Source organism: Methylotuvimicrobium sp. KM1, from assembly GCF_044788715.1.
In the GTDB taxonomy this organism is placed as follows: domain Bacteria; phylum Pseudomonadota; class Gammaproteobacteria; order Methylococcales; family Methylomonadaceae; genus Methylotuvimicrobium.
The window spans coordinates 2,456,927-2,477,757 of the sequence record NZ_CP173170.1 but is presented as its reverse complement, the minus strand read 5'-3'; the positions used below and the strand labels follow the sequence as shown (position 1 = coordinate 2,477,757).

18 protein-coding genes are annotated in these 20,831 nt (G+C 48.1%); 2 read left to right on the top strand and 16 right to left on the bottom strand.

Features of this window, described 5'->3' with window-relative positions:
* Window positions 1-76 precede the first annotated feature (76 nt).
* The 8 genes from ACINK7_RS10525 to ACINK7_RS10490 all read right to left on the bottom strand — a co-directional run bounded on the left by ACINK7_RS10525 (window position 77) and on the right by ACINK7_RS10490 (window position 10,054).
* Window positions 77-3,400, bottom strand: coding sequence for a VanZ family protein (locus tag ACINK7_RS10525; RefSeq protein ID WP_404361301.1), 3,324 nt, complete (start codon window positions 3,398-3,400; stop codon window positions 77-79).
* 21 nt (window positions 3,401-3,421) lie between these two features.
* A complete protein-coding gene (locus ACINK7_RS10520; protein WP_404361300.1) occupies window positions 3,422-3,982 on the bottom strand; it encodes a Uma2 family endonuclease in 561 nt (186 codons plus the stop codon).
* 406 nt (window positions 3,983-4,388) lie between these two features.
* Window positions 4,389-5,885: a lysine--tRNA ligase gene (lysS, locus tag ACINK7_RS10515; protein WP_404361299.1), complete on the bottom strand. Its 1,497-nt coding sequence runs from the start codon at window positions 5,883-5,885 to the stop codon at window positions 4,389-4,391.
* A 140-nt stretch (window positions 5,886-6,025) separates the two neighbouring features.
* Window positions 6,026-7,124, bottom strand: a protein-coding gene (gene prfB / locus ACINK7_RS10510) for a peptide chain release factor 2 (protein ID WP_404361298.1) whose coding sequence is annotated in 2 segments (ribosomal slippage) — window positions 6,026-7,048 and window positions 7,050-7,124 — 1,098 coding nt in all. Because the reading frame shifts where the segments join, the coding sequence is not laid out codon by codon here.
* A gap of 132 nt (window positions 7,125-7,256) precedes the next feature.
* Window positions 7,257-7,577 carry a non-heme iron oxygenase ferredoxin subunit gene (locus ACINK7_RS10505; protein ID WP_404361297.1) on the bottom strand — a complete coding sequence of 107 codons (321 nt, stop codon included), beginning with the start codon at window positions 7,575-7,577 and terminating at the stop codon, window positions 7,257-7,259.
* 15 nt (window positions 7,578-7,592) lie between these two features.
* A complete protein-coding gene (locus ACINK7_RS10500; RefSeq protein ID WP_404361296.1) occupies window positions 7,593-8,372 on the bottom strand; it encodes a class I SAM-dependent methyltransferase in 780 nt (259 codons plus the stop codon).
* A 6-nt stretch (window positions 8,373-8,378) separates the two neighbouring features.
* Window positions 8,379-8,831, bottom strand: a complete 453-nt coding sequence (gene sufU / locus ACINK7_RS10495; protein WP_125219500.1) for a Fe-S cluster assembly sulfur transfer protein SufU — start codon at window positions 8,829-8,831, stop codon at window positions 8,379-8,381.
* Window positions 8,831-10,054 carry a SufS family cysteine desulfurase gene (locus tag ACINK7_RS10490; protein WP_404361295.1) on the bottom strand — a complete coding sequence of 408 codons (1,224 nt, stop codon included), beginning with the start codon at window positions 10,052-10,054 and terminating at the stop codon, window positions 8,831-8,833. Before ACINK7_RS10490 ends, sufU begins: the two co-directional genes overlap by 1 nt.
* A 229-nt stretch (window positions 10,055-10,283) precedes the next feature.
* Here ACINK7_RS10490 and ACINK7_RS10485 point away from each other — a divergent pair, with 229 nt between their 5' ends.
* Entirely contained in the window at window positions 10,284-10,844 is a 561-nt protein-coding gene (locus ACINK7_RS10485; RefSeq protein ID WP_404361294.1) for a Uma2 family endonuclease, read from the top strand.
* A gap of 85 nt (window positions 10,845-10,929) precedes the next feature.
* Here ACINK7_RS10485 and sufD read toward each other — a convergent pair whose 3' ends face one another.
* The 5 genes from sufD to ACINK7_RS10460 all read right to left on the bottom strand — a co-directional run bounded on the left by sufD (window position 10,930) and on the right by ACINK7_RS10460 (window position 17,360).
* The gene (sufD, locus tag ACINK7_RS10480; RefSeq protein ID WP_404361293.1) at window positions 10,930-12,252 is read right to left on the bottom strand and encodes a Fe-S cluster assembly protein SufD; all 1,323 of its coding nucleotides are present in this window, start codon (window positions 12,250-12,252) and stop codon (window positions 10,930-10,932) included.
* Window position 12,253: 1 nt separating this feature from the next.
* Window positions 12,254-13,006, bottom strand: a complete 753-nt coding sequence (sufC, locus tag ACINK7_RS10475) for a Fe-S cluster assembly ATPase SufC (RefSeq protein WP_404361292.1) — start codon at window positions 13,004-13,006, stop codon at window positions 12,254-12,256.
* A 64-nt stretch (window positions 13,007-13,070) separates the two neighbouring features.
* Window positions 13,071-14,519, bottom strand: coding sequence for a Fe-S cluster assembly protein SufB (gene sufB / locus ACINK7_RS10470; protein WP_404361291.1), 1,449 nt, complete (start codon window positions 14,517-14,519; stop codon window positions 13,071-13,073).
* Between the two features lie 14 nt (window positions 14,520-14,533).
* Window positions 14,534-14,983 carry an SUF system Fe-S cluster assembly regulator gene (locus tag ACINK7_RS10465; protein WP_404361290.1) on the bottom strand — a complete coding sequence of 150 codons (450 nt, stop codon included), beginning with the start codon at window positions 14,981-14,983 and terminating at the stop codon, window positions 14,534-14,536.
* A 103-nt stretch (window positions 14,984-15,086) separates the two neighbouring features.
* Window positions 15,087-17,360 carry a DNA internalization-related competence protein ComEC/Rec2 gene (locus tag ACINK7_RS10460; RefSeq protein ID WP_404361289.1) on the bottom strand — a complete coding sequence of 758 codons (2,274 nt, stop codon included), beginning with the start codon at window positions 17,358-17,360 and terminating at the stop codon, window positions 15,087-15,089.
* A gap of 83 nt (window positions 17,361-17,443) precedes the next feature.
* Between ACINK7_RS10460 and ACINK7_RS10455 the strand changes: the two genes are divergently transcribed.
* Window positions 17,444-17,950, top strand: a complete 507-nt coding sequence (locus tag ACINK7_RS10455; protein ID WP_404361288.1) for a DUF2062 domain-containing protein — start codon at window positions 17,444-17,446, stop codon at window positions 17,948-17,950.
* Window positions 17,951-18,368: 418 nt separating this feature from the next.
* Here ACINK7_RS10455 and lolD read toward each other — a convergent pair whose 3' ends face one another.
* Genes lolD through fur form a run of 3 tightly spaced genes read right to left on the bottom strand, consistent with a single transcriptional unit; the run spans window position 18,369 to window position 20,736 of the window.
* A complete protein-coding gene (gene lolD, locus ACINK7_RS10450; RefSeq protein WP_404361287.1) occupies window positions 18,369-19,052 on the bottom strand; it encodes a lipoprotein-releasing ABC transporter ATP-binding protein LolD in 684 nt (227 codons plus the stop codon).
* Window positions 19,045-20,292, bottom strand: coding sequence for a lipoprotein-releasing ABC transporter permease subunit (locus ACINK7_RS10445; protein ID WP_125219490.1), 1,248 nt, complete (start codon window positions 20,290-20,292; stop codon window positions 19,045-19,047). Before ACINK7_RS10445 ends, lolD begins: the two co-directional genes overlap by 8 nt.
* Window positions 20,293-20,319: 27 nt before the next feature.
* Complete coding sequence (gene fur / locus ACINK7_RS10440; protein WP_014148470.1) at window positions 20,320-20,736, bottom strand: ferric iron uptake transcriptional regulator; 417 nt, start codon at window positions 20,734-20,736, stop codon at window positions 20,320-20,322.
* Window positions 20,737-20,831: the final 95 nt, after the last annotated feature.

The following is a 20,831-nucleotide window of genomic DNA, read 5'->3' as shown; positions in this document are numbered from 1 at the left end:
CTTAAAAAAAGTAACGCGTATAACGGTTAACGTATCCGTAGCCTTTTAGCTATGGCCGGGCTACATTTTCCAAGGATTAACTTAATGACGACTTAACGAATTCCGGGGTTCGCTTGCGTAATGGTAATTTTTTGTTTTCGCTCAATGCAAAAAACACGATTAGAAAAAATAATAAACTGAGTCGAGGCGCTTCGAATGGGCTTCCAACTGTACCGACAACCACGAATCCCGAAAACGATGAGAGTAAAATCGCCGCATAGTAGTCACCTTTGCTAAGCGCTTTAAGCTGACGATAACAAGCATAAATCAGCAAGATTATAAATGCAGTAGTACCAAACCAGCCTAGATCGAATAATAGATGTACCCAAAAATTGTCGATATTGAGAGCCTGGTGATTATCGATCGTAAAAAACCAATAATCCGTACCTTCGGAAAAGTCGCCATTGCTAAGCAGATTTTTATCATTAGAATCAATCAAGCTGATATTATCGATGTCAATGACATTGCCTTGACTATTATTGTAAATACCCAGTTTAACCGGACGTCTCGACAATTCTCCCGCTGTTTTACCCAAACTGGATCCGACATATTTTGTATTTAGGGTTGCTTTCGTCCGGCTCCAGGAGCCCGGCTCGGAATCGATTCGTAGGGTACTCCAGACGCAACGAAACGAATATAATAACGATTTTTCACAGATGGGTAAGGTAACCTCTCCTCGCCCCGACTCCGTACGTAAATCCGCAGATAAGCGATATTCGGTGTCGGGCTCTATCGCGACTTGTTGGTCTAAATAAAGCGAACCACCCGATCCTAAACGCAAATAGCGATTTCCGTCATCGCTTTGTATCGTATAAGTGGCCGGCATGCCAATGCCTCTGTGCCACCAAAAATAGGTTCTTGGGTAACTGCCAACGCCCATTCCAAATAAAGTCGTCATGACGTCGTCATCTCTCATGTCGAGAATAGCTTGCCAGTGCTGCAGGCGAACATCCAGATCTTGATTGATATGCTTGAAGCGCTCTTGTATAAAGCCGCCTTGAAAGACCGGAATGACCATTACCGGAACTAGCAATACCACGCTCAACAGCGGTATTGATTTTCGGTTAGTGCGCGAATGTTTCGCGTTAAGGGCAAAAACTAGACTGATCAAAAAAACGATCAACGCTATAGCAAAAGCCAGATAAGGTCCTCGGGAAAAGGTCACCATCAGGACATAAAGGCCGGCAGCAAAAATTCCAAAGCCGGCCATTCCGCCTATCAATCTGCGGGGCGCGTAGAGAAATAGCATCGCGGTAAAAGGTAATACCAAGACTAAATAGGCATCGATATGCCCACCACCGGTATGCATGGTTGAAAACATTGCGGTGATGCGATAATCGCTTTCAAAATTAAACAACCCGGAAAACAAAAAGCGTTCCCAAATCGAAACGCCAATGACGCCGATCAATCCCAACAATGCCCCGTAACCGAAATGCTGTTTTGCCTTTGGGTATTGCTGCAATGTTTGTTTTATCAGCGGAAACAAAAAGAAGGCCCAAATGACCCCCTTGCCCACTCGTAAGCTATTATAGCGGCTGTAGTAATTGGAAAAGGCGTTGATATCGATATCTTGCAGTGGAAATAAACCTCTATATAAGCTAATTAGGTAAATTAAAGCAAACAATACTAAACATAACTTAACCGTTCCGGAAAACTGTCGGGTTAACCGAATGCTGGATTTTTGCCCATAATAAACAGCAAGGGTTGTCATGACGACCAGATCGAACTCGTCAAAAAAGAACCGACCGGTCCAAGGGGCAAAATCCAGAACCGGTAGCATTGCCGGTAAGACGAATAGCCAGGCATGAGGATAACGAAACAATAAAACTGCGTAAGCAATCAATAAGACCGATAGCAATGGTGCGCCGATCGGATAATTCAATAAAGCCCAACCGATAATCAGCGCAAGAATCCCCGATAATACCCGCCAACGTTTATCGATTTCTTCCGGTTTGACGGTTGTCGATGACCGAATAGGATCCTCTTCCGAAATAGGATTGTCGTGATCGTGGAATGCTTCGGCAATCGACAATCCCCTTCCCTGCTTGATCTTACCATTTGAAAACCAGCGCATCGCATGATTAAGCAATTCATAGACCAATGCCGCCGAAGCAAATGCGATCAACACATCGGTTGGATCGGGATGCTTAGGCGCTAAAAACAACTTGCCGGTTTCTATCAACGTGGCAAAGACAGCAGCAGTTAATCCGACTAAAACCCAATGAAAGCGCTCGGGTTTGGAGTCTGCATAGTTCCATAACCAAAAAGCCAAACCAATCGGAAAATACATGCCGATGTTGCTGAGTAAGCTCACCATGGCCAAGGATTCGGTCGTGTAATAGAAATAGTAAAACGGTAAAAACTGAACCGTATCGAGTTTTTCAAGCGCCTTTTCAAGACCGATCCAATTCCCGCCGGTCCAGCCGTTCAGTGCGGCTACCAAAAAAACATGAAGAGGTAGAAGCGTTAACACCGTGGGTTTTAAACAAGCGATCCAATAATCTTTGTCGTGTTTAGAAAAAAAGGCAAACACAACCGCGCCCACCCCCAATCCGGTCATACGGGTCAACACCGAAATGCCTTGCGCCACGCCTGATGCCAAAAATAATTGACCGATTTCGACGAACAATCCGATAAAAAAACCGGTTAAGATGCAAACCAGTTTGGGGTGCGAAATATAAGGCAATAAACAGAGTAAAATGCCTAACGGAATCAATACGACTATTTCGGCCCCCAGCTTGACCACACAGCGAATACCATCGGCTCGGCACGTATCGATGGATATAAACAGGCTGTGATTGCCCGAGGCCAACCGAGTGTCAAGCTCTTGATGGGATATAACAAAATCGAACGGAAAAAAACTTAAGGCAAAATAGATGGCGATATAGAAAATAATCGCCGCTTTAATCGATAGAAAATTACCAAGCGAGAGATGACGAGATAAACGGCGGAAATAATCGCCTGAAAATAACCAAAGTCCTACGCCCATGGCCGAGCCCATTGCCTCGGCGATCAAATCGTTGATCGAAACGGTACGGGGTGGGAAAAATAACTGAGCAAACTCGACCGAAACAGCCAAAGTCCAACAAAACAGCAAAACCGGCACCGCAACCAGTAGCCGGGTGTATTCGCGAAATTGACAGCCAAAACCAGCCGCCCACAAGTAAGTCAGCGGTATGTAAAGCAAAATATTCGCAACCCAGTCCGCACGCGATTCTATGCCTAGATTGAGATAACGAATATTTCGGAATTTTTCCAAAGCAACGTCGAAAGGCATTGGTCGGTAATCGAGCGGAACCAAACTGCCGTAGACGACGAACAAGGTATATAGCGTTGCACCGATAAGAAGTTTTTTATTCATACGAAAGCCCGCGAGTGACCATCAAGGAGCCCACAAGTCCGCCAGGGCCAGTTCAACTTCGTCAAAAGGCGGCGCCCTAACCATATCGTCATTCTGCCAGGTATGCTCAAGCAACCAATGCCCTTCCAGCAAACGATAGACTTCAAGCGTTTTTGGCCCCGGATCGACCAGCCATAGGCACGACACTTCGCATGCCGCATAAATAGGCATCTTAACGGCGCGATCGATGCGCGAAGTTCCGGGCGAAATCACCTCGCAAGCCCAGTCGGGAGCAATGCTGAAATAAGCTTCTTCGGGTAGTTGCGGCATGCCTTCGCGACGCCAACCGGCTAAGTCCGGGACCAGAATATTTCGACCCAAATGCAATTCGGGTTCGAACAATATCCACCAACCGCCCGGCCCTCCCCTACCTCGATGATAAGGACTGATATACTGGTCGCTGATCACCGAAGCGGCCAAGGCATGTCTTGGTGCCGGGCGCGGTTGAGTAATTAACTGCCCGTTGATGATTTCGCCGATGATATGCTCGGGCAGATCGAACAAGTCTTCGTAAGTCGCCTCGCGTAAAGCCGGTTGATTCATGATGGACTCTTCGGTTTAAGCAGTTCGTTGATTACATTTCCTTTTTGCCCGATAAAATCCTTTTCAAGTCGTAATGATAAATGAAACCCGCCAGCGCGAATACAACGAATAGCGAAAAGATCGCCGTCTAAAACTCCCAGCCTTGACGATGAACTAAGCCGGTTAGATTGTAATCGCGAAGAAACCGGTCAGGCCCTACAGAATCAGCCATTCAACCTAAATTCGGTAGTTTAACCATGAAATGCTTTTTCTATACCTTTCGCACTTCAAATTTCGGCAGTGTCTAAGGAGACTCCGGGGTGCTCGGCCCCTCACCTAACGCTAGGTGAGGGGCCAGCATGGACATATTAACGGCGTCCTTTGACGGGCACCCCGGTGCCGAATTTTGACCTACGGTAGGTATAGGTTAATTCTTAGGCCGAAGATGTGGGAACAACAATACATCTCGTATCGACGGAGCATCGGTAAACAACATCACCAAGCGATCGATGCCTATGCCCTCGCCCGCCGTCGGCGGCATGCCGTGTTCCAATGCGGTCACGTAATCGGCATCATAATGCATCGCTTCATCGTCACCGGCTTCTTTTTCCTCGACCTGCTTACGAAAACGTTCCGCCTGGTCTTCGGCGTCGTTCAACTCGGTAAAACCGTTCGCAATTTCACGCCCGCCGACGAAAAATTCGAAGCGGTCGGTCACATGCTGATCGTCATCGTTGCGTCTGGCCAACGGCGACACTTCGACCGGATAGGCGGTAATAAACGTCGGATTCATCAAGCGATGTTCCACGGTTTTTTCAAAGATTTCGATTTGAATCTTACCGAGACCGTAGCCGTCCTTGACCGGGATTTTCAAATTTTCAGCCACCTTAGCCGCCGCTTCGCGCGTCGCCAAATCGTCGATCGTCAAATCCGGATTGAAATGCAGAATCGATTCGACCACGGTCATGCGATCGAAAGGTTTGCCGAAGTCGTATTGCTCGCCTTGATAAGTAATCAGTGTTTGACCGAGTACTTCGAGTGCGATGCCTCGCACCATTTCTTCGGTCAAATCCATCAAGTCGTGATACTCGGCATAGGCTTGATAGAATTCGAGCATCGTGAATTCCGGATTGTGCCGTGTCGACAGTCCTTCGTTGCGGAAATTGCGGTTGATTTCGAAAACCCGCTCGAAACCGCCGACGATCAAACGCTTTAAATACAATTCCGGTGCAATGCGTAAAAACAACTCCATATCCAAGGCATTATGATGCGTCTTGAACGGACGCGCGGTCGCACCACCGGGAATTGCCTGCATCATGGGCGTTTCGACTTCGAGAAATTGTCGCGCTACCAAGAATTCTCTTATGTATGTAACGATTTTCGAACGGATCAGGAAAGTCTTGCGCGATTGCTCGCTCATGATCAAATCCAGATAACGCTGGCGGTATTTGATTTCCTGGTCGGCGATACCGTGGAATTTTTCAGGCAACGGCCTAAGCGCCTTGGTCAATAAACGAATATCGTCGACCTTGATGCTCAATTCGCCGACATTGGTTTTGAACAATACACCCTCGGTGCCGATGATATCGCCGATGTCCCATTTCTTGAACTGGTCGTTATAAAAGCCTTCCGCCAGATGATCGCGCGCGACATAAAGCTGCATTTTGCCGGACATGTCCTGAATATGACAGAAACTTGCCTTACCCATGATGCGGCGAGTCATCATGCGCCCGGCAACCTTGACTCGGATCGGATCGGCCTCGAGCTCTTCCTTGGTTTTTTCGCCGTATTCCGCCAGCAGTTCGCCGACTACGACATTGCGTCTGAAGTCGGTCGGAAAAGCGATGCCGCGTTCGCGGATTTCAGTGAGTTTGCCGCGGCGTTGTCTGATTTGTTCTTGTTCGTCTTGCAAAAGTTCGGACATGATTTTAAGGTGTTATTTAAGATTTTAAATTTAAAAAAGCCGGTGTTAATAAGGGGCTACTCATGCCATCAGTAGTTTCGCGGCGATAGCATCTTTCTTTAGGATTCCGACTGTATCGTATTGAGCTTCAGTCCTTTAGTTTATAACCCGCTTTTTAAACTTGCTTCGATAAATTGATCCAATTCTCCGTCAAGCACGGCTTGAGTGTTGCCGGTTTCGATGTTGGTGCGCAAATCTTTGATGCGCGATTGATCCAAGACATACGAGCGGATCTGACTGCCCCAGCCAATATCGGATTTGGAATCTTCAAGCGCCTGCTGTTGCTCGCTACGTTTCATGATTTCCATTTCATATAACTTGGCCTTGAGCTGTTTCATTGCGGTGTCTTTGTTCTTATGCTGCGAACGATCGCTTTGACATTGCACGACGATGCCGCTTGGCCCATGAGTAATCCTGACCGCGGACTCGGTCCGGTTAACATGCTGACCACCGGCCCCGCTGGCTCGATAAACGTCGATGCGCAAATCGGCCGGATTGATATCAATATCGATATCATCGTCGATTTCGGGGGATACAAAAACCGAGGCAAATGAGGTATGGCGGCGGTTGCCGGAGTCAAACGGTGATTTTCTTACCAATCGATGCACGCCGGTTTCGGTTCGCAGCCAACCGAAGGCGTATTCGCCTTCGAACTTGATCGTTGCGCTCTTGATGCCGGCGACATCGCCCGGCGACTCTTCGATCAATTCGGTCTTGAAACCTTTCGCTTCGCCCCAACGCAGATACATGCGTTCGATCATTGAAGCCCAATCTTGTGCTTCGGTACCGCCGGAACCAGACTGGATGTCGAGAAAGGCATTATTCGCGTCCATTTCGCCGGAGAACATGCGTCGGAATTCGAGTTCGGCGACTTTTCTTTCGAGTTGATCAAGGTCGTTCGCAACCGTATCGACAGTTTCTTCGTCTCCCTCTTCTACTGCCATCACTAGTAACTCTTCGGCGTCGGCGAGGCCGTGATCCAATTCGTTGATCGTATTGACGACTTTTTCGAGTTGCACCCGTTCCTTACCCATCGCTTGAGCCTGTTCGGGGTTGTTCCAAATTGAGGGATCTTCGAGTTCTTTCAGAACTTCGACGAGGCGTTCGCTTTTGATATCGAAGTCAAAGATACCTCCTAAGCGCGTCGCCGCGGCTTTTGAGGTCGGTGATTTTGTTTTTGATAGGATTAATTTCTTGCATGAATTTTTATAATCTAATGAAACCGAAAGACCATTGGCCGAACATTGACTCGCAATTAATCGGCCTCATGGAAAAACATTAGATTATATACGATTAGCGCGTTTCATTCATAAACGAAAAACGATTGAACGGCTAATCCCAACGATCGTCGCGAACTTGAAGACGGTGGTTTTCGATACGCAAAGGAAAACAGGGGATGTCTTCATAAGCCGGCGCGGACTTGACTGCGCCGGTTTTGACGCAGAATCGAGCGCCGTGTCTCGGGCAAATGATTTCGTCTCCGTCGAGTTCGCCGCTGGCGATTTCTGCACCGTCATGCGTGCATACATCCTCGATCGCGAAAAATTCGCCGTCTATTTTGAATATCGCGACATCAGCGCCATCGACTTCAACAACGACATGTTCGCCGTCGGCCAATGCATCTTGATCGACGACATCTATCCAATCGGACATGATAACTCCTGAGTTTTAGCTTTTGATATACACATCGTAACGCAACAGTTTGCCATGAAAACTCTGACTCGGTTTCCCGCCGAGCGGCTGCGCATAATCGGGACTCTTCACGACCACTTTTTTCTCTGCTGCCTGCATCGCGATTTCAAACAAGGCGTCTTTATCCGGATCATCGCCGAGTAGTTCGTGCAAGATTGTCATCGATTTTTTCGCCAACGCCGATTTTTTGCGTTTCGGCGGAAACATCGGATCGATATAGATGCAGTCGGGCTTCGGGTCGAGCCCAGCGAGAATTTGTATGGCATTGCCGGCGATCAATTCGGGTAATTCGAGCGATAGGTTTTTGACCCACTCCAATTCGCCTAAACGCCGAAAAGCATCTAGCAATAACTCGACCATGACCGGCGAACGTTCGATGCAGCGCAAACGATAGCCCATTCTGAAAATATGCAGACTGTCCTGGCCCCAACCGGTCGTAGCGTCGACGACGGTCTGCGTTTTTCGTCCCAAGGCTTGGCCAAGCGGCGTGTTTTTCGGCGCGGGCCAGGATCTTTGCTCGCCGGGCCGTGGTTCGATATCGACCGCCAGACCGCCTTTTTTCAGCAGTTCACGATCGAGCAGTTTCAGCACACCGTCGCGCCAGGTCAAATAAAATGATTCAAGCGGATCGAAGTTGGGTTCGGACCTTACTCTAAGCGGAACGCGCAACCTTTCGGCCAATCGCTTAAAATCAGCGGCATCGCCCTGCCCTTCATAAAGCACCGCGAGTTTACCGATATAAAGTTGCTCGGACAAAGGCGCTTATTCGGTCGAAACCGCTTGTTTTTCGTTCTTCAGCGCGGCATCGAGCGTATGCCAAGCCAGCGTCGCGCATTTGACACGTGCAGGATACTCTCTGACGCCGGCCAACACGGCCAGCTTGCCGACGGCTTCGAGATTGATCTGTTCGTCCTTGCCGGTCGTCATTTCGTGAAAAGTCTTGAACAAGGCTTCGGCTTCGGCTTCGGTTTTGCCTTTGACGATTTCGGTCATCAACGAAACCGAGGCGGTCGAAATGGCGCAGCCTGAACCTTGAAAGCTCGCGTCTTCGATTACATCGCCGTTCATTTTCAAATAGAGCGTCAGGCGGTCGCCGCACAGCGGATTGAAACCGTCCACTTTCCTATCCGCATTCTCGATGATCCTGAAATTACGCGGATTGCGGTTGTGGTCGAAAATGACCTCTTGGTAGAGATCTCTTAAATCGTCAAACATTAACCAAATACCTCTATTAAAGATTCTATTCCGTTCATCAATACATCGATTTCTTGCTTCGTATTATATATCGCGAACGACGCTCGCGCGGTTGCGGGCACTTCGAAAAAGTCCATGACCGGCATCGCGCAGTGATGCCCGGCTCTCACCGCGATGCCTAAGCTGTCCAGCATCGTGCCGATATCGTGCGGATGGATTTTGTCCAGTACGAAGGATAGGATAGCGCCTTTTTCGGCTGCTTCGCCGATGATTCGAAGGCCTTTGATTTTCTTAGCCTGTTCGGTCGCGTAATCGAGTAGCTCGGCCTCATATAAGGCGACAGCGCCCATGCCGATTTCGTTCAGATAATCGATTGCTGCGCCAAGGGCTATTGCGTCGGCGATGCTCGGCGTACCGGCCTCAAATTTATAAGGCAGCGTATTGTACTCGGTTTCTTCGAACGTGACTTTGCGAATCATGTCGCCGCCGCCTTGATACGGAGGCATCGCTTCGAGCAAGGCTTGTTTGCCGTACAACACGCCGATGCCGGATGGGCCGTATAGCTTATGGCCGGAAAAAGCATAAAAATCGCAGTCGAGATCGAGCACATCGACAGGCATGTGGGGTATCGCCTGCGCGCCGTCGAGTAATACCGGAATATTCTTGTCATGCGCGGCCGCGATGATTTGTTTGACCGGATTAATCGTACCCAAGGCATTAGACATATGAGCGACCGAGATCAGACGCGTTTTATCGCCGATCAATTTGATGAATTCGTCGAGAATCAGTTCGCCGCGAAGATTGATCGGAGCGACTTTCAGTATCGCGCCGGTCTGCTCGCACAACATTTGCCATGGCACGATGTTGGAATGGTGTTCCATCGCGCTGATTAGAATTTCGTCGCCGGCTTTGATGTTGGCTTTCCCATAGCTTTGCGCGACCAGATTGATCGATTCGGTAGTGCCCTTTGTGAAAATGATTTCCTTGTCCGATTCGGCATTGATAAAATCTTTGATCTTTTCCCGAGCTCCTTCGAACTTATCGGTCGAGCGTACGCTGAGCGTATGCACTCCGCGATGCACATTTGCATAATCATGGCGATAGACGTGACTGATGCAATCGATCACGACGTTCGGTTTCTGGCTTGAGGCCGCATTGTCCAGATAGACCAGCGGTTTATTACGGATTTTCTCGTTCAGGATCGGAAAATCGTTGCGTATTTTATCGATAGGAAATTGAGTCATGGTTTGCTAGTTTGGCGTATATTCTTTATATTTTATCTTTTTGTAACGATTCAGCGCATGCGATAGGTTGGTGTCAGGCATTGATTTCTAAGCACGCGTGAACACATCCCTGTAAGCTCTGTCTGCAACGTCCTGTTGCAGACAGACTTATAAATCAATGCCTGACACCTTCTCATACATGAGTTATGCTGAATAATTACATCTTTTTTAAAATCAACCGGTTTCAATTATGGTGATCGCGAATCCTCGAAAACATCTGACCAATATCGACGAATGGCGCAGATTGGCCGAAGCCGGCATTTTCCCGCCCGACAGCCGTCTCGAACTGATCAACGGAGAAATCTTGGAAATGTCCCCAATAGGCTGCAATCATGCAGGTCATGTCATTCGGCTAATGAATTTCTTTGCCATGCACGTAGCGGGAAAGGCTATCATGAATGCGCAAAACCCGTTGCAACTCGGCGATCTGTCCGAACCGGAACCTGACTTCATGCTCTTGAAGCCGAACCCGGACTTTTACTCGACCCGTCATCCTGTCGCCAACGATGTCTTATTGCTGATCGAAGTTGCCGATTCGTCGCTCGATTTCGACCGTAACCAGAAAATGCATCTTTATGCCTTACACCGAATTCCCGAGTACTGGCTTCTCAACCTGAAAGATTCCTGTGTCGAAATTTACCGAAAGCCGGCCGGCGATCTTTATGCGGAGAAGCGAACATTGACGTTCGGTGATTCGATGGCCTTGTCCGAACTCCCTGAAATCACAATCGATATCGGCGACATACTTTAACCCAGCCTTGGTATCACCCCAGCCTACGCCGCGTTTTGAACCGGTCGGCTGGGATGAAACAAAGCGAAATCCCGGCAAATACCCCTTACAGCCAATCTTGCGTGATCCCTTGCTGCGGAAAGCGCTTCAGCACTTCGGCAAGCACCAGGTCGTGTAGGCTTTTTTGCTTTATCTTAGTAACCATCTCGTTCGCGAACGCGAAAGTCAGCATGTTACGGGCGGTTTCCTCATCGACGCAGCGCGATTGCAGATAAAACACCGACTTTTCGTCGAGCTGTCCGACCGTCACGCCATGCGCGCATTTGACATCGTCGGCATAGATTTCCAGCTGCGGCTTGGTGTCGACTTCAGCATCGTTCGATAACAATAAATTGCGATTGTTCATTTCCGAATCGGTCTTTTGTGCATCCTCGGCGACAACGACACGCCCTTGAAACACGCCGCGCGCTCTGTCGTCCAACACGCCTTTATAAACTTCGCGACTGACTGCATACGGTTCAAGGTGATTGATGCGCGTATGGTTGTCGAGATGCTGCCGTTTGATACCCAGATACAAACCGTTCAAATTACATTCGCTCGCATGGCCGAGGTCGACATGAATATCGCTTCTCGCCAATAGGCTTCCGAAGGCGAAATTGTGATGACTGAAACGTGCGTCACGAGACTGTTTCACATAAGTACCGCCGAAGTGATACGCTTTTTCCGATTCGCATTGCAGTTTGAACATAGTCAAATCGGCGTTCGGCTCGACGAACACTTCGGTGACCGCCGCCGATAGATAGGCTTGATCGACGCCGACGTAGGTTTCGATCATTTGCGCCTGCGCCATCGATTCGGCAATCACGAGATTACGCGTCGCCGCCAAGCGATTCGGGTCGGTGACGACATGCAGCAATTGCACGGGCTTGTCGAGCAAGGTTTTGGCCGGTATGCGTATGAATGCGCCATCGCCGAACCAAGCGGTATTAAACGCGACGAAACTGTGCTCATCAATGCTAACCGCTTTGCCGAAGTAAGGTTCGACTTGCTCGGCATCGGCTTCAAGTAGTTCGTTTAGGCTCTTTATCGTGACGTTTTTCGGAATGCCTGCTAGGTTGGACAATTCAGCCGAGTAATAGCCGTCGACTAACACAATTTGCCAGCAATCGGCCAAACGATAATTTTTGAGCCAATCGTTGTCGATTTGTTGATCGCTCGGCTCAAGACGAGGTTCGAACAAATTTTTCTCGATGCTGGATACGTTCGTATAGCGCCATTCTTCTTCCCGCAGCGACGGAAAACCGCGCCCGGAAAATTGTTTCAGCGCATCATTGCGCAATTCGCGCAGCCACGGCAGCAATCCTCCGGGCAACTTCGCTTCGATTTTCGAATATTCTGCCGTATAACGGCTAGCGGTTTGCGTAGTCATATCAAGCGGCCTGTTTGTTTTCAACCCAGCTATAGCCTTTTTCTTCGAGCTCCAATGCCAACTCCGGCCCGCCCGATTTGACGATTTGTCCGTGCGCCAAGACATGCACGAAATCCGGCTTAATGTAATCGAGCAGTCGTTGATAATGCGTAATCATTACGAACGAACGCTCCGGCGAACGTATTGAATTGACGCCCTCGGCGACGACTTTCAATGCATCGATGTCGAGACCGGAATCGGTTTCGTCGAGAATGCATAGTTTCGGCTCCAACACCGCCATTTGCAGGATTTCATTGCGCTTTTTCTCTCCGCCCGAGAAGCCTTCGTTGACGGCCCGGTACAGGAATCTTTCATCCATTTCGAGCAGACGAACTTTTTCTTTGATCAACGTCAAAAAATCCATCGCGTCGACTTCGGGCAAGCCTTGGTGTTTGCGAATCGAGTTCAGCGCAGCTTTCAATAAGTAAATATTGCTGACCCCCGGTATTTCGACCGGATACTGAAAGGCCAAGAACACGCCTTCGCGGGCTCTGATTTCAGGCGCCATTTCAGTCAGGTCTTGGCCTTCATAAGTTACTTGACCTTGGGTGACGGTATAACCGCTCTTGCCTGACAAAACATGGGATAGCGTGCTTTTTCCGGAGCCGTTAGGCCCCATGATGGCATGAATTTCGCCGGGTTTCACTTGAAGATTAATACCTTTCAAAATTGGTTTGTCGCCCACGCTAACGTGGAGATTTTCAATGTTGAGCATGTTGATTTCCTAAAAATTTATATGGTTTGATCGTTATAAAGCCGCGTTCATTAGATGATCGTCGCTAACCTACCGATCCTTCCAAACTGAGCCCTAACAAAGCCTGTGCCTCGACTGCAAATTCCATCGGCAATTCCTTGAAGACCTCTTTACAGAAACCGTTGACGATCATGGAAACCGCGTCTTCGGCGGAAAGACCGCGCTGCTGGCAGAAAAACAATTGATCCTCGCTGATTTTCGATGTCGTCGCCTCGTGTTCGACCTGCGCTGAAGGTTGTTTGACCTCGACATAAGGGAACGTATGCGCGCCGCATTTGTCGCCGACCAAGAGCGAATCGCATTGCGTATAGTTGCGCGCATTCTCGGCACCTTTCAAGACTTTGACCAAGCCGCGATAAGTGTTCTGCGCCCTGCCCGCCGAAATGCCTTTAGAAATGATCGTGCTGCGCGTGTTTTTGCCGATATGAATCATTTTCGTGCCGGTATCGGCTTGTTGATAATTGTTAGTCAACGCGACCGAATAAAATTCTCCGATCGAATTATTGCCGGTCAATACACAGCTTGGATACTTCCAGGTGATTGCCGATCCGGTTTCGACTTGCGTCCACGATACCTTCGAGTTTTCACCGCGGCAATCGGCGCGCTTAGTCACGAAATTATAAATACCGCCCTTACCCTCCTTGTCGCCGGGATACCAGTTTTGTACAGTTGAATATTTGATTTCGGCATTATCCAATGCGATCAATTCGACGACTGCGGCATGTAATTGGTTCTCGTCGCGCATTGGCGCTGTGCAGCCTTCGAGATAACTGACATAACTGCCTTCGTCGGCGATAATCAAGGTTCTTTCGAATTGTCCGGTATTGGCTGCATTGATTCGAAAATAAGTCGACAACTCCATTGGGCAGCGTACGCCTTTCGGAATATAAACGAAAGAACCGTCGGTAAACACGGCAGAGTTCAGTGCTGCGAAAAAATTATCTCCGGTCGGCACGACCGAGCCGAGATATTGTTGAACCAAATCCGGATATTCGCGCAAGGCTTCGGAAATCGGGCAAAAAATTACCCCGGCTTCTTTCAGCTTACTCTTAAATGTAGTCGCGACCGAGACGCTGTCGAACACCGCATCGACCGCAACACCGGCCAGGCGCTCCTGTTCGTCGAGCGGAATGCCAAGTTTTTTGTAGGCTTCTAGAATTTGCGGATCGACTTCGTCGAGACTTTTCGGTCCGTCTTCCTTACGCTTAGGCGCCGAGTAATAACTCACTGCTTGATAATCGATCGGGTCGAACTTGACGAAAGCCCACTCCGGCGACTTCATCGTTTGCCAATGACGAAACGCCTTCAGTCTGTACTCCAGCATAAACTCGGGTTCATTTTTGATTTTCCAGAGCTTATGAATCACTTCTTCGTTCAGACCGGGCGGAAAAGTGTCGGTTTCCAATTCTGTGACAAAGCCTTGCTTGTATTCTTTTCCGATCAGTTGTTCGATTTCTTTTGCGCTTGCTGACATTTCGTTCTCCGTCGTTACCGGTAAAGACTCGCTACCGGCACATAAAATTCTTCCGGCTTCGATGCCGGCAAAATCAAATCCGCTAGTGTAATTGAATCAAGCGCATTAAAGATGGCTTGATTGATTTTTCCCCAACTGCCGCGGATTTCGCAGCCGCCGGCCTGTTCGCAGTTTTGTTGCGAAATACTGCATTCGGTTAAAGCAATAGGGCCTTCTACGGCGCTAATAATGCTCGCCACAGTAATATGTTCGGGTACGTTCGCCAGCTCATAACCGCCTTTCGCTCCTCGAGTCGAGCAAACTAGGCCCGCCTTGGCGAGTTGTTTTAGAAGTTTACTGACCGTTGCCGGTGCAATACCGGTTATATCGGCGATTTCATTGGCGGCATGCATCTGGAAGCGGTTTTTTGCCATATAGCTTAAAATCACTGTCGCATAATCTGTTAACTTGCCTAGACGCAACATACCCTGCTCCAAAAATTCAGGACTATTTTAGTCCTATTTAATACCATAGTAAAGTACTTGGTTATTATTTTTTCCATTAGGCTTTTTTATGGGCTTAGGCTAATCATGGCGTCGCATGCCAATAGCGCCGATGGGCTAGGCGTTGTGCTTCCAATTTTAGCGTGTGTTTTGTCGTCGTTACGGTCAAAGCACCATGGCGCCCAGTATCAAACCAATTGATGTTTAAATCATCCAAACGTTCGATGACTTCTTGATGAGGAAATCCGAAACGGTTCTTATAACCGGATGGAATCAGTGCATAACTTGGGGAAACGGCTTGCAAAAATGCATGCGTCGAAGATGTCTTACTGCCATGATGCGGGACTATCAAAATATCGGCAAGCAAATCGTAAGCGTATTTTTCAATTAACCAAGCTTCAACGTTTTTTTCAATATCGCCGGTCAACAAGATAATGCCTTGTTCTGTAACAACCTTGAGTACGCAGGAGTTATCATTATTCGAGCGAAAACTGGCCGTTTCGCCGGGCGCCAACATAATAAAAGAGACGCCGTCCCATAACCAACTTTGACCGGTTCTACAAAAATCAGCCGACACATGATCAATTCGTTCCGGCACACTGCTCAAAACTGCATCCGTCCTAATCCCCCTGAGTAATGAAGCCGCGCCGCCGATGTGGTCGTTATCGCCGTGACTGATAATAAGCTTATCGACTCGATCTATGCCATGATAATGTAAAAACGGCAACAAGACCGATATGCCGCTATCCGATCCGGAATCGAAACGAATTCCGGTATCGAATACCAAAACATGCTTTGCGGTTTGCACTACGGTAGCCAAACCTTGGCCGACATCGAGTAAGGATAGCTTAACCCCGCCATCTTCCGGACGATCCAAGCTCGGAAAAAATAATGGACAAAGCATTAGGCATCCTAGCCAGCGCCCGTCTAACCCTCGCGGCGTTAATAAAATAAAAACACCCAGCACAAAAAAAGCCACTGCAATCAACGTAGGTTGAGGGTAAGAAAGTATCGCGAATGGCCAATCGGCTAACTCAGCCAAAAACCAAAACAATCCTTTTAATATTGTGTCGACTACCAACAATAAAGGTTCCGCCAACTCAGGTATCGGCCCGAGAAGAAACATGGAAGGAAGCAGAATGGGTACAACCAGAAAGCTAACGACAGGAACTGCAATTAAATTTGCCAATGGCGCAATTAATGACGTCTGCTGAAAAAAGAATAACAATACCGGCGCAAGTGCTAATGCCATCGCCCAATGAATTTTTAGCGCCGCCAGCCAACGGTTTGTTTCCTGAAGTCGCCCCCCTGCAATGAAGACTATAAAGATAACCGCCAAAAACGAGAGCCAAAAACCGGGGGATAATATCGCCAAGGGATCCATCGACAGTACGGCAAATAAAGCTAACGCTAATGTATTGGAGAGAATGACGTTTCTTTGCCAAATGACCGAGAACATAACTGCTGCCAACATGATCAAGGCGCGTTGTGTCGGCACCGAAAACCCGGCCAAACCGGCATAGAGCGCAGCGATAAACAGCGCCGCAAGCGCGCCGGCATGATGGGGCGACAGTCTCAATACTCCGGTTCTGGCCCAGAATTTAACGACCGTTAAATAAATCAATCCTGAAATTAGCCCGATATGCAAACCGGAAATCGCTATTAAATGAACGGTTCCGGTGTTACGGAAGATATTCCATTGCGCTGAACTAAGCTCCTGCCTATCGCCGATTGCCAGAGCCTTGATAATGCCGATTGTATCGCTTGAAACACCTGCATTATTAAGCCTATTCGAAAGTTGTTGACGCCAAGTTGAAATATTAAAAAACGATGACTTGTCCGAAACCATTACAGGCGATGGTCTATCACGAACATAACCGGTTGCCCCGATACCTTCGCCCAGTAACCAACGCTCATAATCGAAACCGCCCGGATTCAAATTGCCATGCGGCCGTTTTAGTTTGACCGAAAACGACCAATACTGGCCGGCTTTAATTTCGTGCTTGGGATTATACCAACTCAAGCGCAGTTTCTTAGGGATGCCTTCAGGACCTTGAATATCGGTTAGGTTGAAACGAACACGCCTATCGCTTTGACGGGGCAGCCCGGTAATGCGTCCCTGTATCGGTATTATCTTGCTTTCCAAATCGATCGGGAGTCGATTCGATAAAGCAATCGAAGCAAAAACAATAGCCCATAGCATGCCGAACAAAAAGGTCGCGGCTTTTCGAAATTTTAGTCTGAGTAAAATTCCGACCAGGACGCAAGCAGAGGCCAGCCAATGCCAATCATCAGGTAATTGTGGAAATTGTTGAACAATCCAAATGCCGGCTGCGAATAAAAACGCGGATCTAGCCATCAGTTCTCCGAGTTATTTATGCTTTTTCGGCTTTTAAAAAACCTGATAAACTAAGGGTCTGAAAAACTATAATTACAAAGATCATGCCTAAAAAGCTCATCAAAAAGTATCTGCCTCATCCCGATAAAATCAAAGAACACAAAAACCTACAGTTTTTGGGTGAGCGCTTACACGAGCCGAATTTATGGCATTTAAACCGTCGTTCGGTAGCGCTGGCTTTTGCAATCGGTTTATTTACAGCCTGGATTCCTGTCCCCGGCCAGATGGCAATTGCCGCGGTTGGCGCTTTTTATTTTCGGGCCAATTTACCTTTGTCGGTCGCGTTGGTGTGGATCACTAACCCATTTACGATGCCTCCGATGTTTTATTTTGCCTATAGGGTCGGGTTGCTCCTGATGGCGAGAAAGCCGCATGACGACGTTGAATTTACCTTTGAAAATGCCATGGCGGAATTAGGCGATATTTGGGCTCCGTTTTTGTTGGGTTGCTTGGTCATCGGTACAATAAGTTCAGCTGCCGGCTATTTCGGCATGAGCAATCTGTGGCGCTATCATGTCGGTAAACGCTGGACTAAGCGGCAGAAGCGTTAGTTTCTTTGCGCTATGAGACGGCTCTAAAAATAACAGTTTCGTGGAAATTATTCACAACCCTATAGTTTCCATGCTCCAGCGCTTGCCGTTATACACATCTCCTTCGAGATACGTTGTTGGCCGTCCAGCGCAATAGAAACATCACGCAATCGCCGGAACTGAAGTAGGGTACGCTGCGCGTACCATGGCGACTCCGCCAATAGTAACCCAAGCCCTTATGGTTTGACCTGGGCAGGGTTTCGGTCCTTAGGTACGCGAAGCGTACCCTACAATTTATGTATAACGTTGTTCGCAGAGCGTTGCAACGAGAATAGCCGGGGGACTGAATAGTTACGTTTCGTACAAATATCTGAAAGCTGATGAAATATGAATGATACGACCTTGACAAGTGATTGAAAATCCGCACCATTCACCATTTCTAGTAATTGACGATCAAACCATCTTCCATATGCAATACGGTATCCATGCGCTGAGCCAGATCCGGATCATGAGTGACAATTAGGAAGCTCACTTTAAGTTCACGATTCAACTCTAACATTAGTTGATAAATTTGCTCGGCCGTTTTACTGTCTAGATTACCGGTCGGCTCGTCGGCTAATACGCATTTCGGTTGATTGATCAACGCCCTAGCAACTGCGGCCCGCTGCCGCTCTCCACCGGAAAGTTCGCCGGGCTTATGCTCCACTCGATGCCCTAAACCGACTCGTTGCAATAGCTCATCGGCCTTATAACGAGCTTGACCGACCGTTTCACCGCCGATCAACAACGGCATCGCCACATTTTCCAATACCGTGAACTCGCCCAGCAAATGATGAAATTGGTAAATGAAACCCAATGAGCTGTTTCTCAGTTTATTTAATTTAGTCGAATTGACTTTATTGAGGTTGACGCCGTCCAAAACGACCTCGCCGCCATCGGGTTTATCGAGCCCGCCAAGCATATGCAGCAAGGTGCTTTTACCGGAACCGGAAGCGCCCATGATAGCCACACGTTCACCAATGCCGATATTTAAATCGACGCCTTTCAATACATCGACATTGAGTCCGCCTTGCTTGAAACTTTTGGTCAAGTTGCGGCACTGTAAAATAGTCGAATCATTCATATCTTAAAACTTCCGCGGGATTGATTTTTGATGCTTGCCAGGCCGGATAAAGGGTTGCGAGTAACGATAACGAAAAAGCCATCCCAGCGATTGTATACACATCCTCCCATTCCAGTTTCGAAGGCAACTCGCTGATGTAATAGACATCGGCCGCCATAAACTGCACGCCGAAAAATTGTTCTATCGCGGGCACAATGGTTTCTACATTCAGCGCCAAGGCAATACCTCCCGCGGTACCCAACAAAGTGCCGACTACACCGATGATTCCACCTAAAACGATGAAAATTCCCATGACCGAAGGCGAAGACAGACCCTGAGTTTTCAAAATAGCGATATCACCGCGTTTATCCGTTACAACCATGACCAGCGTCGATACAATATTGAAAGCGGCAACCGCAACGATTAACAGTAAAATGATAAACATGACCCGCTTTTCGGTTTGAATCGCGCGGAAAAAATTACTGTGCGCTTGCGTCCAATCGCTAACTCGATAATCTTCATACAATGCTTGAGCGATAGATCGACTAATTTGCGGTGCATTGAACAAATCGTCAAGCTTTAAGCGTAGGCCGGAAACCGCCTCCCCCATTCTGAATAATCTTGATGCATCATCTAAATGGATAATCGCCATATTTCGGTCATACTCATACATACCGACTTCGAAAACACCACTGACGGTAAATCGGCGCATACGAGGCAATATTCCGGCTGGCGTCGACGTAATTTGAGGGGTGATTACAGTAATTTTGTCTCCGACCATCGCACCGAGATAGGCGGCCAATTCCGCACCTAAAACGATATTGTATTCGCCGGGTACCAGTTGTTCGAGAGAACCGGCTTTCATTTTTTCAGCAACCTCGGAGACCTGATGCTCCACATTCGGCAAGATGCCACGCAACATCGAGCCGCTGACTCGTCGGTCCGCATTAATCATGACTTGGCCATTAATGAATGGCGCTGTCCCTTCTATATTAGGATAGCTTTCAATCAAGCCATTTAGTTTTTGCCAGTCATCCAATTGGCCATCGAGTCCCGTAACGGTGGCGTGCGAGGTCATGCCCAAAATCCGTTCGCGCAATTCCGCTTCGAAACCGTTCATCACCGACAAGACGGTGATCAATGCGGTCACTCCCAAAGCGATGCCGAGTATGGATGTCAGCGTGATGAATGAAATAAATTGCGTGCGGCGTTTTGCCCGCGTATAGCGCAGGCCAATATACAAAATGAGAGGTTTAAACATTCAGTGATGGATAGAGGATGGACGGAATTAGGATTTTTTGCAATTAACGCACAATCCATATAAATACAAGCTGTGATCGGTTAATTCATACCCCAACTTGTCGGCAATCTCTTTTTGCCTGCTTTCGATGACCGGGTCGGTGAACTCGTCGACTTTTCCGCATTTGACGCAAACAATGTGATCATGATGACCGCCTGTATTTAGTTCGAAGACCGAATTTCCACCTTCGAAATGATGTCTTGCAACCAAACCAGCGGCTTCAAATTGAGTCAAAACTCGATAAACAGTGGCTAGCCCGATTTCTTCATTTTCACTCAACAGGATTTTGTAGACCTGTTCGGCAGTTAGATGACGATCGTCTTTTTGGCTTTCAAGAATTTCAAGAATTTTAACGCGAGGTAGAGTGACTTTTAAGCCTGCGTCCCTTAAATCTTGTTTTTCCAAAATAAAATCTCCTATTAATAAATGGATCGTTTTGCTGTCCGGGATAAATTAAATCTGTTCGGTACCTATACCCTTTGCTAGTCAAAGTTCGGTGC

Coding starts and splice junctions, on each gene's coding strand:
- ACINK7_RS10465 (WP_404361290.1), bottom strand. CDS start 14,983: ATGTTGCGTCTAGGCAAGTTAACAGATTATGCGACAGTGATTTTAAGC.
- sufU (WP_125219500.1), bottom strand. CDS start 8,831: ATGTTTGACGATTTAAGAGATCTCTACCAAGAGGTCATTTTCGACCAC.
- ACINK7_RS10520 (WP_404361300.1), bottom strand. CDS start 3,982: ATGAATCAACCGGCTTTACGCGAGGCGACTTACGAAGACTTGTTCGAT.
- sufD (WP_404361293.1), bottom strand. CDS start 12,252: ATGACTACGCAAACCGCTAGCCGTTATACGGCAGAATATTCGAAAATC.
- sufB (WP_404361291.1), bottom strand. CDS start 14,519: ATGTCAGCAAGCGCAAAAGAAATCGAACAACTGATCGGAAAAGAATAC.
- ACINK7_RS10455 (WP_404361288.1), top strand. CDS start 17,444: ATGCCTAAAAAGCTCATCAAAAAGTATCTGCCTCATCCCGATAAAATC.
- ACINK7_RS10485 (WP_404361294.1), top strand. CDS start 10,284: ATGGTGATCGCGAATCCTCGAAAACATCTGACCAATATCGACGAATGG.
- ACINK7_RS10525 (WP_404361301.1), bottom strand. CDS start 3,400: ATGAATAAAAAACTTCTTATCGGTGCAACGCTATATACCTTGTTCGTC.
- sufC (WP_404361292.1), bottom strand. CDS start 13,006: ATGCTCAACATTGAAAATCTCCACGTTAGCGTGGGCGACAAACCAATT.
- lysS (WP_404361299.1), bottom strand. CDS start 5,885: ATGTCCGAACTTTTGCAAGACGAACAAGAACAAATCAGACAACGCCGC.
- ACINK7_RS10505 (WP_404361297.1), bottom strand. CDS start 7,577: ATGTCCGATTGGATAGATGTCGTCGATCAAGATGCATTGGCCGACGGC.
- ACINK7_RS10490 (WP_404361295.1), bottom strand. CDS start 10,054: ATGACTCAATTTCCTATCGATAAAATACGCAACGATTTTCCGATCCTG.
- lolD (WP_404361287.1), bottom strand. CDS start 19,052: ATGAATGATTCGACTATTTTACAGTGCCGCAACTTGACCAAAAGTTTC.
- ACINK7_RS10460 (WP_404361289.1), bottom strand. CDS start 17,360: ATGGCTAGATCCGCGTTTTTATTCGCAGCCGGCATTTGGATTGTTCAA.
- ACINK7_RS10445 (WP_125219490.1), bottom strand. CDS start 20,292: ATGTTTAAACCTCTCATTTTGTATATTGGCCTGCGCTATACGCGGGCA.